This window comes from Rhizobium vallis, assembly GCF_003985155.1.
GTDB lineage: Bacteria > Pseudomonadota > Alphaproteobacteria > Rhizobiales > Rhizobiaceae > Rhizobium > Rhizobium vallis.
The window spans coordinates 1-15,884 of the sequence record NZ_ML133705.1; the positions used below are offsets into that span (position 1 = coordinate 1).

Annotated in this window: 17 protein-coding genes and 1 pseudogene; 13 read left to right on the plus strand and 5 right to left on the minus strand. The window is 61.7% G+C overall.

The window, feature by feature from the left end:
- Positions 1-473: 473 nt before the first annotated feature.
- From EFQ99_RS31965 to EFQ99_RS31975, 3 genes are all read left to right on the plus strand, one after another.
- A complete protein-coding gene (locus EFQ99_RS31965; RefSeq protein WP_126924990.1) occupies positions 474-1,166 on the plus strand; it encodes a type 1 glutamine amidotransferase domain-containing protein in 693 nt (230 codons plus the stop codon).
- Positions 1,167-1,318: 152 nt separating this feature from the next.
- Entirely contained in the window at positions 1,319-1,732 is a 414-nt protein-coding gene (locus EFQ99_RS31970; RefSeq protein WP_126924991.1) for a GFA family protein, read from the plus strand.
- Between the two features lie 122 nt (positions 1,733-1,854).
- The gene (locus EFQ99_RS31975; protein ID WP_126924992.1) at positions 1,855-2,298 is read left to right on the plus strand and encodes an SRPBCC family protein; all 444 of its coding nucleotides are present in this window, start codon (positions 1,855-1,857) and stop codon (positions 2,296-2,298) included.
- Positions 2,299-2,654: 356 nt separating this feature from the next.
- On the opposite strand, the gene EFQ99_RS31980 is transcribed toward EFQ99_RS31975, so the two are convergent.
- Together EFQ99_RS31980 and EFQ99_RS35255 are read right to left on the minus strand one after the other, a co-directional pair.
- Positions 2,655-3,584 carry a hypothetical protein gene (locus tag EFQ99_RS31980; protein WP_126924993.1) on the minus strand — a complete coding sequence of 310 codons (930 nt, stop codon included), beginning with the start codon at positions 3,582-3,584 and terminating at the stop codon, positions 2,655-2,657.
- 371 nt (positions 3,585-3,955) lie between these two features.
- Positions 3,956-4,129, minus strand: coding sequence for a hypothetical protein (locus EFQ99_RS35255; RefSeq protein ID WP_164736477.1), 174 nt, complete (start codon positions 4,127-4,129; stop codon positions 3,956-3,958).
- Between the two features lie 311 nt (positions 4,130-4,440).
- Here EFQ99_RS35255 and EFQ99_RS31990 point away from each other — a divergent pair, with 311 nt between their 5' ends.
- A complete protein-coding gene (locus EFQ99_RS31990) occupies positions 4,441-4,884 on the plus strand; it encodes a hypothetical protein (protein ID WP_164736478.1) in 444 nt (147 codons plus the stop codon).
- A gap of 327 nt (positions 4,885-5,211) precedes the next feature.
- Here the strand turns inward: EFQ99_RS31990 and EFQ99_RS31995 are convergent, their stop codons facing one another.
- The gene (locus EFQ99_RS31995) at positions 5,212-6,102 is read right to left on the minus strand and encodes an SDR family oxidoreductase (protein WP_126924996.1); all 891 of its coding nucleotides are present in this window, start codon (positions 6,100-6,102) and stop codon (positions 5,212-5,214) included.
- Between the two features lie 91 nt (positions 6,103-6,193).
- Here EFQ99_RS31995 and EFQ99_RS32000 point away from each other — a divergent pair, with 91 nt between their 5' ends.
- The 5 genes from EFQ99_RS32000 (at position 6,194) to EFQ99_RS32020 (ending at position 11,116) form a co-directional block, all read left to right on the plus strand.
- On the plus strand, positions 6,194-7,018 hold the full coding sequence (locus EFQ99_RS32000; RefSeq protein WP_126924997.1) for a helix-turn-helix transcriptional regulator: 825 nt from the start codon (positions 6,194-6,196) through the stop codon (positions 7,016-7,018).
- Between the two features lie 94 nt (positions 7,019-7,112).
- On the plus strand, positions 7,113-7,391 hold the full coding sequence (locus tag EFQ99_RS32005) for a type II toxin-antitoxin system TacA family antitoxin (RefSeq protein ID WP_126924998.1): 279 nt from the start codon (positions 7,113-7,115) through the stop codon (positions 7,389-7,391).
- Positions 7,388-7,921 carry a GNAT family N-acetyltransferase gene (locus tag EFQ99_RS32010; protein WP_208722848.1) on the plus strand — a complete coding sequence of 178 codons (534 nt, stop codon included), beginning with the start codon at positions 7,388-7,390 and terminating at the stop codon, positions 7,919-7,921. The genes EFQ99_RS32005 and EFQ99_RS32010 overlap by 4 nt, the downstream gene beginning before the upstream one ends.
- A 151-nt stretch (positions 7,922-8,072) precedes the next feature.
- Positions 8,073-9,233, plus strand: a complete 1,161-nt coding sequence (locus EFQ99_RS32015) for a hypothetical protein (protein ID WP_245441624.1) — start codon at positions 8,073-8,075, stop codon at positions 9,231-9,233.
- 347 nt (positions 9,234-9,580) lie between these two features.
- A complete protein-coding gene (locus EFQ99_RS32020; protein ID WP_126925000.1) occupies positions 9,581-11,116 on the plus strand; it encodes an Ig-like domain-containing protein in 1,536 nt (511 codons plus the stop codon).
- A gap of 294 nt (positions 11,117-11,410) precedes the next feature.
- Here the strand turns inward: EFQ99_RS32020 and EFQ99_RS32030 are convergent, their stop codons facing one another.
- A complete protein-coding gene (locus EFQ99_RS32030) occupies positions 11,411-11,884 on the minus strand; it encodes a VOC family protein (RefSeq protein WP_126925043.1) in 474 nt (157 codons plus the stop codon).
- 230 nt (positions 11,885-12,114) lie between these two features.
- Here EFQ99_RS32030 and EFQ99_RS35260 point away from each other — a divergent pair, with 230 nt between their 5' ends.
- From EFQ99_RS35260 to blh, 4 genes and pseudogenes are all read left to right on the plus strand, one after another.
- Complete coding sequence (locus EFQ99_RS35260) at positions 12,115-12,264, plus strand: hypothetical protein (RefSeq protein WP_164736479.1); 150 nt, start codon at positions 12,115-12,117, stop codon at positions 12,262-12,264.
- A 259-nt stretch (positions 12,265-12,523) separates the two neighbouring features.
- Positions 12,524-12,604: pseudogene (locus tag EFQ99_RS32035) on the plus strand (DsrE family protein); the annotation flags it as partial.
- A 130-nt stretch (positions 12,605-12,734) separates the two neighbouring features.
- On the plus strand, positions 12,735-13,139 hold the full coding sequence (locus tag EFQ99_RS32040) for a hypothetical protein (protein ID WP_126925002.1): 405 nt from the start codon (positions 12,735-12,737) through the stop codon (positions 13,137-13,139).
- Between the two features lie 410 nt (positions 13,140-13,549).
- Positions 13,550-14,830: a bifunctional sulfur transferase/dioxygenase Blh gene (blh, locus tag EFQ99_RS32045; protein WP_126925003.1), complete on the plus strand. Its 1,281-nt coding sequence runs from the start codon at positions 13,550-13,552 to the stop codon at positions 14,828-14,830.
- A gap of 419 nt (positions 14,831-15,249) precedes the next feature.
- On the opposite strand, the gene EFQ99_RS32055 is transcribed toward blh, so the two are convergent.
- Positions 15,250-15,573 carry a hypothetical protein gene (locus tag EFQ99_RS32055; protein WP_126925004.1) on the minus strand — a complete coding sequence of 108 codons (324 nt, stop codon included), beginning with the start codon at positions 15,571-15,573 and terminating at the stop codon, positions 15,250-15,252.
- Positions 15,574-15,884: the final 311 nt, after the last annotated feature.

Below are 15,884 nucleotides of genomic sequence, written 5' to 3' on the forward strand. Positions count from 1 at the left end.
AAAGGATCACCTGTGCGCCGTCATCGCCGTCGCACGAAAACTCATCGTTCTCGCCAATTCGATCCTCTTTCGAAAGGCCGAATGGACGCCACAATACCGGAAAAATTGAAACATGGTTGCTCCCCGCCGGGGAGAAGAGACTCGCAGCAGCGCCGTACATCTCTCTCACTCGAGACCTGAGGAACTGATGAGACCGCGGCTCGCTCCCTCTTCTCCCCAGCGGGGAGAAGGTGCCCGAAGGGCGGATGAGGGGGCCGCACGGCACGCCATGGCGATAAGCAGGTAAACATCCGCACATGCCCATTATGTCCCGGCTTCACCACGCCCCCGAGCAGAAACACCCCACTCCAAAGCTTGTGCCTAGCCGGCCTGAGGTCTATGGTTCCTCCCGTTTCAGCATGAGATCAGCAGCAGTATTTCACCGTAAACCCGGACGCCGGCGGCATTGTCGCGGCGGATGAAGGAGCTGGGCAATGAAAATTCTCATGGTTCTCACATCGCATGACCAGCTGGGGGATACCGGCAGGAAGACGGGGTTCTGGCTGGAGGAATTCGCCGCCCCTTATTTCGTTTTCCGTGACGCGGGCGTCGACATCACGCTCGCTTCGCCGAAGGGCGGCCAGCCCCCGCTCGATCCGAAGAGCAACGAGCCGGGATTCCAGACCGACGAGACGAGACGGTTCGAAGCGGACCCGGCGGCAAAGGCCGCGCTCGCCAACACTTTGAGGCTCTCCGAAATCCGCGCGGCGGACTACGACAGCGTGTTCTTCCCCGGCGGCCACGGCCCGCTCTGGGATCTGACGAACGACCGCCATGCGCTGTCGCTGATCGAGGATATGTTCTCGGCGGGAAAGCCGGTGGCGCTTGTCTGCCATGCGCCTGGCATTCTGATGAATGTGAAGACGCCTGATGGCAAGCCGATCGTCAGCGGCCGCAAGGTCACGGGCTTCACCAATTCCGAGGAAGACGCCGTGCATCTGATCGACGTCGTGCCCTATCTGCTCGAGGACGAGCTGAGGGACCAGGGGGCAAAGTTCTCCTCGGTGGCCGATTGGGGCGTCTATGTCGTCCAGGACGGGCTGCTGATCACCGGCCAGAACCCGGCCTCGTCGAAAGAGGGCGCCCGCACGCTTCTCGCCGCCTTGAGAAAACAGGCCGCGGCCTAGGGCGCAACGCGCCCGCACTCTATCGCTTCAAAGCTCTGCATGATCCCGGGATCGCCGGGATCATGCCTTACGGGCATGTACGGCTCTGGCTTTGTCGCGGAGCCGGCATGATGGTTCAACACGTCCCGATTGGCTCGGGGGAGGTTTGACGCATGAGCAGGAAATATACCGGGCAATGCGCCTGCGGCGCGGTGAAATTCGAATTCGGTACTGACCCGAATTTCGTCGCCGACTGCCACTGCATGGATTGCAAGCGGGCGACGGGCGGTGAGGCGGCGACCTTCTTCGCCGTGCCGCAGGACGATTTCACCCTGATCGCCGGCAGCCCGAAGGCGTTTCATTATATCGCCGATTCCGGCAAGGGGCTCGACCGCAACTTCTGCGCCGAGTGCGGCTCCCGATTGTTTTCCAGCAACCTGGAAAGCTTCCCCGGCCTCGTCTTCGTCACGCTCGGCAGCCTCGACCGGCCCGAACTAATCGAGCCCGGCGTCGAAATGTTCACCCGGCGCCGGCTGAAATGGGCAAAGCCGCTCGATCTCCCGCAATTCGAGGGCATGCCGGGCTGAGTGCCGCTCGCTGGCTGGCCCCAGCAATTTTTCTTGAACAAAAGGTCGATCCGGTGTCGGATCGCTCAGGTCCCACCCGTCCTAGGCTCGTCCATTCCGTCCATGCAAAAAGGATCACGACCATGCCAAGCACCATTCACCTGCACCGCGTTTTCGCGACCACCCCGGAGAAGGTCTATCGCGCGTTCATCGAAGCCGACGCGCTTGCCAAGTGGCTGCCGCCGAACGGCTTTCTCTGCACCGTGCATCATCTGGAACCCTCCGTCGGCGGCACATTCCGGATGTCCTTCCGCAACTTCACCAATGGCCACGCCCACGCTTTCGGCGGCGAATTCCTCGAACTCGTGCCCGGCGAGCGCGTCCGCTACACCGACAAGTTCGACGATCCGAACCTGCCCGGCGAAATGGAAGTCACCGTGACCCTGAAGAAGGTCTCGGTCGGCACCGAGGTCAACATCACCCAGGCCGGCGTGCCCGACGTGATCCCGCCGGAAGCCTGCTATCTCGGCTGGCAGGATTCGCTGCGCAACCTTGCCCAGGTGGTGGAGCCTGACATCAACGAGTAGGACGGTGCGCCGGATACTCGGGCCGGCGCGATTGGCGCCGGCGCTCAAGAGAGCCTAGTAATCTAATATTTGCCCTTCGCTTACGCTTCGTGCATTCGCTCCTATCGTCGCTCACCCCCTCATCTGCCTGCCGGCATCTTCTCCCCGCAGGGGCGAAGGGACCAAGCCGCGTGGCCATCATTCCCACAGCCGAAATGTGACGGGGAGCGAGGCGTCGCCACGATCCCTCTTCGCCCCAGCGGGGAGAAGATGCCGGCAGGCAGATGAGGGGGGTGAGGAGCGCTAGCGACGAGCGCCTTGAGCGGCGAGCGAAAGGCAGATGGCGATATCGACCACCACGCTCGCCCCAACAAGCATCAATTCCTGATGCCGCGTTTTGCCAGCGCGTGGCGTGCGGCTGTTGCACACCATTCGTCGGAGAGGTCCTGCCCATCGATCTCGGCTTCGGCGATCGGCGTAACCAGGATCAGCGGCACGGAGCCGAAGGGCAGGCCTTCGATCCGGCCGGGATCGCGGCTCAGCATGATGCGGGTGAGCGGCGCATAGTCTTCCGTCAGCCGGCAGAGGAGGATGGCGCCGTGTTTTTCGACGTCGCGGGCGACGCGATGGCCATCGGCCACGAGGTCGCCGATATTGATCAGAAGGCTCGCCCAGTTGCCGATCCCGGCTGTATTCAGCGTTGTGGCATCGAACTCCATGTAGAGCTCGCATTCGACGCCATTCTCCGGATCGGCAATGCCGGCCCAGGGGGTGGAGAGGCCGTCGGTCGCGAGCATCAGTTTTCCCGGCCTGTCGATGGCGAGGATGCGGCGGTGCGGGCCGAACCATTTCGTCTGGTTGTAGGTGTTGGCCTTTTGGCGATCGACGACGAAACCCTCATGCGGCCTGCCGTAACCCTGCCAGAAGGCGCGCCGGGCGGCCGCGGCCGCCTCATAGATCGGGTCGTCGGGCCCACGCGGCACGATCGTCTGGTCGAAGTGGGTTTCGAGCGTGACCTCTCCGCGCCCGAAGGGGAATTTCGGCTTCTTCCAGCCGATCACCATCGTGTTGAAGCGCTGCTGCGCGGCCGCATTGAGCTTCTCGACGACCTCATCGATGATCCCAAGCGAATGGCTGGAATCTTCCGGCACGTACTTGCCTTCAGCGTCGCGATAGCCGCCCGTGCGGGAGGAATGGCCGGCCTGCATTGTCGTGGCGGTCCATTGCCCGCTGACGGCGCCCGCCGGCGCCTTGCCGAGAACCGGGGCCAATTCCCGTATCGCATCGTCTCTCGAATAGGATGCCACGCCGCCCCTCCGCCTTCGCTTAAAGATTCATCTCCCACTGCAGCAGAAAATAGGGCGGAGGCGTTGCTGATCAATGATGGGTGGGCCGAGAGAGCAGCTCACTCTGAGGGGCCAGGAGGACGCAGGAAAGGGCGTGCCATGTTGCACCCCCTCTGGCCTGCCGGCCATCTCCCCCACAGGTGGGGAGATCGGCTGGGCGCGATGGCTTCCCCAAACAACCGGCCGTCACATTAACCGTAAATTTAGGGCGAGGCTTGGCATCCTGCCGATCTCCCTCCTTGTGGGGGAGATGCCCGGCAGGGCAGAGGGGGGTGTCCCATGGCACTCCCTTTCGACACGCCCCCATCACCGCAAATGCCATGCTAATCCTCTCAATTGCTCCCGTCGTTCGGCCGTCCCTTGGCGCTGTCGTTTGTTGTATCCGACGTGGTTTTGCCATCGGCCTGCTGGCCGAAATAGGTGCCGCCGAGGTGGCCGCCGGCGCTGGTGTTCTTGACCTGCTGTTCGGCGCGTTTTTGAATGTCTCGAACGTTGGTCTTGCTCATCTTCGGCTCCTTTTTTGAGGTTCACGACCTCAGGACAACCGATCACGGCCGACACTGTTCCATATTTTCCCGGAACCCTGCCTGCCGCCACGGGTTCAACGACCATGAGATTCCTCGCCGTCATCATGACAGGCCTGGCGCTCATGGACAGTTGGTCCCCGGCTGCCTGCTTTTTCGCTGCTCCGTCATACAGGTGAAGACGATCATAGACTTGAATTGGAATTAATCAGGCGTTGTTCAACTCGCTCTATTTTCAAGCAGCTGGAACTGGTTCCGCCGCGGGGAGAAAGAGCATGAGAAAACGATGTGCAATGCTTGCTTTGGTATTGCTCACGTCTTGTTCGGAGGAACAGCAAATTTCGCTGATTGGCAGGCTGACAAGCAGGGACCTCTACGAAAAAGGAACGAACTGCGAGGGTTTTCACTACCGCATCGAAGGCCGGCAGATGGTCTGGTTCGGCGAAAAGGAACCGCGCGCCGTCGGGCGAGATATAAGTCTGTCCGAAAAGGAAAATTCGGTCATCATCACGGATCATAGCTGGGGAAGGCTCACCGTGAATTCGGTGTTTACGTTTTCCGACGATCGGAAAACCGTGAAATTCACGGATATATATTATAGCCCTGAGCCTACCGAGGACGACTGGCGGATCATGGACAAGCAGGCCGGAGACGCGAAAGCGAAATTCCAAGCCTATCGCGACTCCCTGAAAGACATCCCGCAAATGGAACTTTGCCAACGGAAAAATGCGTCTTAGCGCCGGTCCTGCTCCAACTCCGCTCCCTTGTATCCATCGGCCGCCGGCGCGCCCGCCTCGTCCTTCGAGGCCCCTGCGGGGCTCCTCAGGATGAGGCTCTCTTGAGCGGCGGCGGCATTCTCCGACACCTCCCATCAGCGTGTTATTTCTCCAGCGCCTCTCATTGGGTGCGGCATCCTCTACCGCTCCTCATGCTGAGGTGCGCAGCCCGTAGGGCGAAGCCTCGAAGCACGGGCCGCAACGTTGCTCCTTGCATCCATCGAGCGCCGGCGCGCCTCGTCCTTCGGCGAACCTCAGGATGGAGCTCTCTTGGGCGAGGCATCGAGGCTATCCGCCGAAATAAGCCGGATGGTCGATATCGGTCAGCAGCCCGGGCTCTGCCGGCTGCCAGCCGAGCAGCGCCCGGGTGTGCTCGTTTGATGTCGGAACGTCGAAGCCGGCGAACATACCGAACCAGCCGAAATGTTCTGCCGCCTCTTCCCGCGAAAGCGAGACGGCCGGAACATTGAGCCGCCGGGCGATGAGTTCGGCGATCTCCCGGAAAGCCACGCCCTCTTCGGCGACCGCGAGGAACGGGCCGCCGGCTGCGCCGCGCTCCAGCGCCAGGCGGTAGAGGCGGGCGGCATCGAGCCGGTGCACGGCCGGCCAGCGGTTGGCTCCATCGCCGATATAGGCGGAGACGCCTTTTTGCCGCGCGGTTTCGATCAGGATCGGAACGAAGCCGTGGTCGCCATGGCCGTGCACCGAGGGCGGCAGCCGGACGGTGGAGGCGCGCACGCCGCGGGCGACAAGCGACACGGCGGTGATTTCGGAGGCGCGGGGATAGGTCTCCGTCGTCGGCATCGGCGGGTCCTTCTCCGTGCCGATGCGGCCCGGCGCATGGCCGAGGCCCGCCGTCACCAGCAGCGGACGCTCGGAGCCCTGGAGCGCTTCGCCGAGCGCCTCGATAGCGCGCCTGTCGGCGGCGCAGTTTTCGGCGAATCTGGAGAAGTCATGGTTGAAAGCCGTGTGGATGACGCCGTCGGCCTCGGCCGCGCCGCGCTTCAGGCCTTCCAGATCATCCAGCGTGCCACGCTGGACTTCAGCGCCTGATGCCGCAAGTTCCGCGGCTCCCTTTTCCGAGCGGGCAAGGCCGAGCACCTGATGACCGCCGGCGATCAATTCATTGACGACGGCCGAGCCGACCCAGCCGGTGGCTCCAGTGACGAATACGCGCATGTCGATATCTCCTGAGTTGACGGAGACAGATATCGAGCAGGCTGATATCATGGTAAAGTAGTGACTTTATCATGGTATAGTGGCTAACAGGATGAGCGAATTCATCACCTCGGACAATCGGCTGGGCGCTTACCTCAAGGACCGCCGCGCCAAGCTCGATCCTGCAGCCTTCGGCTTTGCGGCTGAGCGCCGCCGCACGCCGGGGCTGCGCCGCGAGGAGGTGGCGGGTCGCGCCAATATCAGCCCGACCTGGTACACCTGGCTGGAGCAGGGCCGCGGCGGGGCGCCGTCATCGGATGTGCTTGACCGGATCGCCCGGGCCCTGATGCTGACCGATATCGAACGCGAGCACCTCTTCCTGATCGGTCTCGGCCGCCCGCCCGAGGTGCGCTATCGCAGCGAACAGGGCATCACGCCGCGGCTGCAGGGCGTGCTCGATGCGCTCGATCCGAGCCCGGCGCTGATCCGCACCGCAATCTGGGACGTCGTCGGCTGGAACCGGGCGGCGACCGTGCTGCTCACCGATTACGGCGCGCTGCCGCCGGAAGAGCGCAACGTGCTGCGCTTCATCTTCCTCGATCCGCGCGTGCGCGCCGCCCAATATGACTGGGAAAGTGTCGCCCGCTTCGTCGTCGCCGCCTTCCGGGTGGATGCGGCGCGTGCGGGCGCTGGGACGCAAGTGGAGCCGCTGATCGACGAACTCTGCCGCAAGAGCCCGGAATTCCTGGCCATGTGGCGCGACAATGACGTGCGCACCCACGGCGAGGGCGCCAAGCACATCAAGCACCCGGTGCTCGGCCTGCTCTCCTTCGAATATTCCGCCTTCCAAGTGGACGGCCGGCCTGATCTCAGCATGGTGGTTTATAATCCGGCGACGGCGGAGGATGTGGCGAAGATCAAAGCGTTGCTGGGGTGAAACCGGCCTTGGTTTTGTACGCATTGAAAGCATACGATTATTGACACGCGCCGCCATCCCGCGTACGCTTTCAATAAGTACGATGGGGTCTGTCATGCCAAGAGTGGCTATTGAAGACAATGAGCGCATGAGCCTGCGGGTTGCCGCATCAGCCAAAGCCAGGCTGGTGCGGGCGGCGGCACTTCGCAATACGGATCTCACCAATTTCGTGACGCAATCGGCATTGCGCGAGGCAGATGCCGTCATCGCCGAGGCGGAGGTCATCAAAGCATCGGAACGCGATTACGGGCGCATTCTCGAACTCCTGGAAAATCCGCCTCAGCCGAATGAAAAACTGCTGGCCGCTGCCGGAGCCTTGCCGAAATCGATATGACGGCCTGGCACGAAGAGCCGATCGGTAAACGTCACGATCGCAAATCATTCGACTGCGGCGATGCTGATCTCAACGATTTCCTGCAGCGCTATGCACGCCAGAGCCATGAACAGGGCGGGTCCAAGACCTTCCTTGCGATCGACGATGCCGATGGAAAAACGATCCACGGCTTTTACAGCCTTGCCCCGACATCGATCAAACCGGAGATTGTGCCTGACGAGGTCAAGCGCGGTCTTGCCCGACACGAGGTGCCGGGTTTCCGGCTGACACGGCTGGCCGTCGACAAACGGCTGCAGGGGCAGGGCATGGGCGGCCAACTGTTGCTGGCTGCCGGCAAGCGATGCCTGCGCGTCACTGCCGAAGTCGGCGGTGTCGTGATGGCGATCGACGCCAAGAACGACAGAGTGGCCGGCTGGTATAAGACATACGGCGCACTTCAACTGATCGACTCGCCTCTGTCGCTGGTCATCCCGCTGGCGACGATCGCGGCTGCGTTAAATGCGGTCGGTGGTCGTAATTTACAACCATAGCGGCCGTCATCGCCTCAATCCCGACAAATCTCCGATGATGCTGTGCATCGACGCGCGCAAGATTTGAGCCGCGCGTTGCAGAGCCCTTCCGTGGCATTGATGTTTTAACAGCCTTAAAATGTTTCGTTTTCAAATACTGACGAGGTCAAGCTTGAAAAGACGTGGCGCGGCGTGTGTCTTTTTGCTTGCGACTGGTATGGGGGTGCTTGCGGCGGGCATGGCGAATGCCGACGACATTCCTTTTTTCATCAGCCGTGATGTGCCAGATTACAGGGCGTTGATGACGCTTCGAGAGGCGGATGGCCCGACAAATACATATTTGCGCTCGGTCGTTCATCATCGTGGATGGACACGGGTCGAAGAACAGTCGGACCGCGGGACAGGCGTTTCCTATGGAAACTTCTTCGATAACGTATTGTTGTCGACATGGAAGGCTCCTGACGACGAAGACGTTACGAGTATGACCATCACAAAGGTCGCGCAGCTACGCAGGGGCATCAGAGTAAAGAACACCAAGGAGGCTGGGACTGCCATCCATCCGGCCGGTGAAGCTTGCAAATGGTGGGAGGTCATAGACAAGCCTGAGTTGAAGGGCGCTTATGGACCCTTCTCCTACAGTTGCCTATCAAGTGATGGTATTGAAGTCGCCACAAAGGAATTGATAAAGCGCAAGGAGCCTTCCGGCGAAACGCAAGTGGTCAGACTGGAACGAACTTCTGTCGCGGAATCGGAAGTCAGACCTCCCAAGCGGCTCTTCGATCCTGCATTCTGGCTGAAGCCGCTCAGGAATTATCCGAACAGACCTGCAAATCTTCCCGATTTTTCAGCGAGAATGATCGGTGACCGGTCGGAGAAAAGAGTACTCAGGCATTATCCGTGGCGATTTGAAGAAGAGCGCAGCGAGGATGGGAGGACGGTGTTTTCAGTCTGGAACATGCTCGACGATCAAAGATTGACTGTCGGTTACTCCAAAAACGAGCGTCATTTCGAGGCCCATCGCTCCTCGGTTGACTTGCGGCCGTCGAGCAATCTTATCGAAATTGGGATCGGTCCGACCGACTTGAAAAAGAGCGATCGCTACCTTGGAGAGTCCTGCGCCTGGTTTGAAGTAACCCACCTAGCTGATGCGGGCACGAGTGAATGCCTGACGCCCGACGGCGTGGCCCTGAAAGTCGAGTTCAGCTCATGGTTGGGTCCCGATGAAATCTACACCGCCGTCGAGCTCAAGCGCCGCCCGGTCGAGCTGAAGGAGATGATCCCGCCGGCGGAATTGATCGATCCCTCATCGTGGGGATTTACCGTCAGCGATTGAGGAGCTGGCTTCGGCGGCTGCCGTATTCGAGGCTCCTGGGCACGGCCTCTCCTCCGTGATGAGTGGCGGCATTCTCCCACGTCCCTCATGCTGAGGTGCGCAGCCCGTGGGGCGGAGCCTCGAAGCACGCGCCGCAGCGTTGCTTCCTGCCTCTATCAACTGCTGGCGCGCCCGCCTCGTCCTTCGAGGCTCCAGCCTTCGGCTTCCGCGCCTAAGGATAAGGCTTTCTTGAGTGACAAAGCTGTGAAATCCTAAAATACCACTCCTGCTAGAAAAACCGTTGACCTCTTTAGCCTCGGCTGCTTCTCTCCCGCTGACCAAAGCGAATCGATCTGAAGGGGATATCGATGACAGTGCTTGCAAAACCTGTGGCGGTTGATGATGTCAGCAGCGCTTCCGAGAATGACGTGATTTCGGGTAATCTGCTGGCCAACGATCTGGCCGGGGCTTCCGGCCACATGTTTCTCAATTTCTTCGACGGCGAGCGGGTCCTTGCCAAGACGGCCGGGCAGGTCACCGATATCGAGGGCGAGCACGGCACGTTTCACGTCAGGGCCGACGGCTCCTACAGCTATACGCTGAACGAGGCGGCCAAGGTGGGCTTTCTTCAAGGAATGACGCTGACGGAGACGATCGGTTACAAGATCTCCGATGGTTCGGGGAACACCGATGTCGGCCACTTCAAGCTCGACGTTCACGGGGTCACGAGCCTGCCTGTCGCAATCGACGACAGCTTCTCCTTCCACGAGGGAGGCGAGATGGCCCGCAATGTGCTTGCCAATGATCACGCGGGAGAGGCGACCGGCGCGCTCTTCCTGCGCTCGGTCGGCGGCACGAGCATTGCCACCGGTCAGGGACAGACGACCGACGTGGCGGGTGAGTTCGGCACCTTTCATTTCGCGGCGAACGGCAGCTTCACCTACGATCTCGACCCGGCCGTGAAGGCGGGCCTCAATGACGGCGAGCATGTGACGGAGAAGCTGCAATACAAGGTGTCGGACGGCGCCGGCCACGCGGATGCCGGCGTAATCACCCTGACCGTCGATGGCATGACGGATGGCAAGTCTGTGAATACGGCTCATGCCGAGGCCCAGGCGGAAATCGTGCGCCCCTTCGACGACCATTACGAACTCCAGGGGGTGGCGATCGATCCGCTGACGGGCAAGTTTTACGTCAGCTCCGGCCATGGTTTCCCAGATGATTCCATGGTGAGCATTTACGACAACGCCTCGGCTTTCGAGGCCGGCAAGGCCAGCGGCGCCATCTCGCTCGGCGACTATGACAAGGGCGAATATGACATCGGCGGAACCTATTTTTCGGTCCGCGGCGGCGAGATCATCGGACGAACCAACGAGGCGAGAAGCGGGGAGGACCCTTTCCCCGATCAGACCTATCTCGCAAAGTGGGATGCCGCCGATGGATCGCTCGATCAGAAGGGGGCTTCGATTCCCGGCCTTATCGGCAAGAACGGGGCGGGTACGTTCGACTGGGGCGGATTCACGGCGGTCAATACGATGCAGGATTCGACCGGCATCTATGTCGTCGGCCGGCTCAACGATGCCACCTGGCAGGTCTCCAAGATCGATCCCGACACGCTGAACCCGATCGAATCCAAGACCTTTTCGGCCGGCGGGCTCGGTTATGGCTTTGCCGTCAACGGCACCTTCTTCTTCGGCGATTCCTCCGGCAGCGAGCATATCGGCACGGCGTTCGACTTTGCGACCGGGGTCAAGACAACGGTCGATGTCAACATCGCCATACCAGGAGACGACTCCACCACCAACGTGGTCTATGACTCAGCGGCGGATAATCTCTACATCACTAACTCTATAACCAACCAAATCTCCGTGGTGCATCACGTGTCGGACATCTTGTTCGCCTGATCGGCGCAAGCCTCGCGCCAGCTTCAGCTGGCAGAAGGCGGGCATTGATTCTCCCAGGATCTATTGCGAGCACCTTTCAGCATGAACAGCCCCGCCAATGATTGGCGGGGCTTTTGCTGGCAAATCTCGTTGTTTACCCGTCATCCTCGGCCTTGTGCCGAGGATCTGCTGCCCTATCGACGGGAGGCAGATGCTCGGGACAAGCCCGAGCATGACGAAGGAGGCGTTGACGAGGCTTTCGTGGCACGATGGGTGATATCGCTCAATTGTCGACAGGCAAAGCTGCGGCACGCCTCAGCCGCGCCGGGCCGCCTCGATTGCCGCGATGTCGATCTTCCCCATGGTCATCATCGCGTCGAAGGCGCGTTTGGCCTCGGCGGGGCTTGCCTTCAGCGCTTCGCTGAGCGCCCGCGGCGTGATCTGCCAGGAGACGCCCCACTTGTCCTTGCACCAGCCGCAGGCGCTTTCCTGGCCGCCATTGTTGACGATGGCGTTCCAGTAGCGGTCGGTCTCTTCCTGATTTTCCGTGGCGATCTGGAAGGAGAAGCATTCGTTGTGCTTGATCGAGGGACCGCCGTTCAGCCCGATGCAGGGAATGCCGGCGACGGTGAATTCGACGACCAGCACGTCTCCCTGCTTGCCATCCGGATAATCTCCAGGCGCACGAATGACGGCGTCCACGGCGCTGCCGGGAAAGACCTCGGCATAGAAACGGGCGGCAGCCTCGGCATCCCTGTCGTACCAGAGGCAGATCGTGTTCTTGTTCAGCATCGGGCGGTCCTTTCGTTTGCCATCTGCTGGTTGAAATAAGAGGCAGACGGGCTTTCTCCAGTGCGTGGAAACCGTTTTTGGCCAGATGTCACCGCTCTGTTGAAGTTTCCCCTGGGGCCGATGTGATGCAACCCTCCGGTTGAATAAATCCATTTGCTTTGCTTGAGGCATTCAAGTATATATTCCTAATATAAGATAAATTGAGCTGCGGCAGAAAGACTTTTTCCGTGAAGTTCTGGGCGTTCATCGCGGCTTTTGTTTTGAGCGTGCTGTTGTGGAGCAGCTTTTACTACGGCGGCCGCGGAATTTTCGGCGCGATTAATACTTTGCAACGCTTTGCCCAAGGTGCAGTCGGCGACGAGCCTAAGGAGCGGTAGATCCGCGGCGGGTGGCAGCGTTGTTTTTCACATTCATCGATTGTCGGCGCCTTCCCCTTCGCTTGCGCTGCGAGCATTCGCGACAAGCGCCTTGAGCGGCAAGAGAAAGGCAGATGACCAAGGCTCGCCGGTCTCGTTTCCCGCCACTCCTAATCCCGCGCCATCGCCCGCCATGCGGCCGGCGGGGTGGCGAAGGCTCTTGAGACGGCGGATATGGACTGGGCTGTTGTCGTGAGCGCCAAGCTGGCGAGCGGAGGCCGACATGCTCGATGGCGTCGTCATCGTCGGCGCCAGCGCCATGCATGCCGAGGCCAAGCAGGCGGCGGCGACGCTCTCCTTTTTACGGGATGGCCTGGAGATCGCGGTCACAACTTCGTGCGCGAGGAGCGAAGGCGGCGGGGCGGCATGAACCAAAGCCCGAGTTGCGGGGTTTAGAGAACGCCCGCCTTTCCAACAAAGGACCGATCGCCATGCAAAGATTCCTGCTCACCGGCCTTGCCCTTGCCGCGCTCGCTGGAGCCGCCTTCGCCCAGGAACCATCCGCCCCGCCAGTCGCAGGCGCAGCACCGCCGCCCGCAGCCGATACGGGTTCGCCGCCGCCCGATGCCGGCGCATCGCCTCCGTCCCGCGACGAAGCCATGCCGGATGCTTCGCCGCGAGACCGCTTCGCCTTCCGGGGACACGGCTGGAGAGGCGATATGGGCTTTTACCGCGGCCATCATCGCGGCCCACCGCCCTCCAAGGCCGCCCGTTTCCGGATCGAGGACGGCAATACGAGGATCGATCTGAAATGCGCGGAGGACGAACCGATGAAGGTCTGCGCCGATCTCCTGCTCCAGGTCATGGACCGCCTGCAGGGGCCGGCGCAGCCTTGATGATGCGCGTTTCAGGAACGGAGAGAGGGCGTGCCGTGTGGCACCCCCCTCTGTCCTGCCGGACCCGGGGTCGAGCCACGGGTCTCGACCCGTCCTTCGGACCCCCCACAAGGAGGGAGATCGGCAGGAAGCCATGCCTCGCTGCAAATTTACGATTAATGTGACGGCCCGTTGTTTGGGCAAGCCATCACGCCCAGCCAATCTCCCCACCTGTGGGGGAGATGCCCGGCAGGGCAGAGGGGGGTGCCACACGGCACACCTGTAAGGGGAAGAGAAAGTAGCGCAAGCCGAAGGCTGTTCCCTCGAAGGATCACGCCGCAGCGTCCCCCATCGGCAAACCCACCCAAGTGGATTTCCTTGACGCCCGCCTCCATCCATATGAGATTATCCTCATGGACGCGGGGGCTTCGATGACATCCGTGAGGGTCAATGAGCTGATATCGGTGGCGGGGCAGCCCGAGGTCGCCGATTTTGCCGATTTTGCGGCGCGTGGCTTTGCCGGGATCATCAATGCCCGGCCGGATGGCGAGGAGCCCGGCCAGCCCGGCAATGCGGCGGAGAAGGCGGCGGCCGCTGCCGCCGGGCTTGCCTACGGCTTCGTGCCGGTGAAGGGCGCTGAGATTACCGAGGCCGATATCCGCGCCTTCCAGGGGGCGATGGCCGCAGCCAAGGGGCCGGTGCTTGCCCATTGCAAAAGCGGCACGCGGGCGCTGACGCTCTATGCGCTGGGCGAGGCGCTCGATGGGCGGATGGATGCTGGCGATATCGAGGCCTTCGGCAAGAGCCAGGGCTTCGATCTGGCCGGGGCGCGGCGCTTTCTGGAGAGGCGGGCAGGGCAGGTGCCCGACGTGAAGGCCTTCTTCCATCCTGCCACATCGAGCGTGCAATATGTCGTGACCGATCCCGCCACGAAGCGCTGTGCCATCATCGACCCGGTGCTCGATTTCGACGAATGCTCTGGGGCAACGGGCACCGCGAGCGCCGACGCCATCCTTGCCTATATCGCGGCCGAGCGGTTGACGCTCGAATGGATTCTCGACACCCATCCGCATGCCGATCATTTCTCCGCCGCCCATTACCTCAAAGGCAGGACCGACGCGCCGACGGCGATCGGCGCCCATGTCACCGAGGTCCAGAAGCTCTGGAAGGAGATCTACAACTGGCCGGCGCTTGCCGCCGACGGCTCACAATGGGACCGGCTGTTTGCCGATGGCGAGACGTTCAAGATCGGCGCGCTCGACGCCCGGGTGATGTTTTCCCCCGGCCATACGCTGGCCTCCGTCACCTACCTGATCGGCGACGCCGCCTTCGTGCACGACACGGTGTTCACCCCGGATTCCGGCACGGCGCGAACGGATTTTCCCGGCGGCAGCGCCAGCGCCCTCTGGCATTCGATTCAGGCGATCCTGTCACTGCCCGAGGAAACCCGCCTGTTTTCCGGCCACGACTACCAGCCGGGCGGCCGCCACCCGCGCTGGGAGAGCACGGTCGCCGCCCAGAAACGCGACAATCCGCACATCGCAGGGAAGGACGAGGCCGCCTATGTCGCGCTCCGTCAGGCCCGCGACCGCACATTGGCGAAACCGAAGCTGATGCTGCACGCGCTGCAGGTGAATATCCGCGGTGGGAGACTGCCCGAGCCTGAGGAGAATGGGCGGCGGTATCTGAAGATACCGCTGGATGCGTTGTAGGGGGCTGGGATCAGCGCTGCGGTGTGCGCTTCGAGGCTCCGCCCTTGCGGGCTGCGCACCTCAGCACGTTCCACTGACCCTCATCCCTGTGCTCGTCACAGGGATCCAGCGCGCCCAAGTCCTTGGGCGCGGGAGAATCCCCAGATTGATAAGAGTCATTCATCGCGCGGACGCGCGGTGGCTGGATTCCTGTGACAGGCACAGGAATGAGGGGAGAGGTGGTGCTCGTTGACTGCCTCGAAGGACAAGGCGGCGCTCCAACGGTTGAGGATGCAAGAAGCAATGTTGAGCGCGTGCTTCGAGGCTCCGCCCTCCGGGCTACGCACCTCAGCATGAGGGAGGTCGGAGGATGCCGCGCCCATGACCGCAGGGCGATGGATGCCGGCGGGCGAACGAGCGGGCGCTGGTCTGGGCTCTCCTTACCGATACCCCAGCGACCGCAGCATCATGTCCATGCCGAAGAAGCCGGCCAGAGCGATGATGGCGACCATGGCAAACAGCGCCCATCCGACCGGCGTCAGCGTTTGCCGTTCCACGTCGCGGTAGGGATATCGATTGCCCGTTGCCAGGAAATAGATGCCGAAAACTACGCATAGCCCGACGACGACGGTGGCGCGTGGCATCCAGGTGACCATATCGGCGCCGAGACTTGCATCCTGCAGCGGCAGCCAAACCGCCTGCCAGGCAATCGCGGCCGCCAAAGCCAAGCAGAAGACGCCGCCGATCCTGTACCGTGCTTCCATCGAAATCTCCCTCGTGCTGCGTTGCTTGAGTTTATAGGCTGTTTTTTGCGAGGAATGGTAGTGGGAATGCCATGCTGCTCGCAGCCTGTGTGCACTCGTGTTCATGCTGGTTCAGGCACCGCATGCATAGATTTCCTGAGCCGCAGCGCGAACGCCCTCGGGCGTTCGATCCCTGCGACCCAGCCGCAGCCCGAGGCGACCGTTCATTTTCCAGTCGCCACTATCTGTTCGGTGGAGGAGAACGGGCAGCGGTATCTGAAGATACCGTTGGATGCGTTGTAGGGGCTGGGGACGTGCTGAAGAAGTCGATC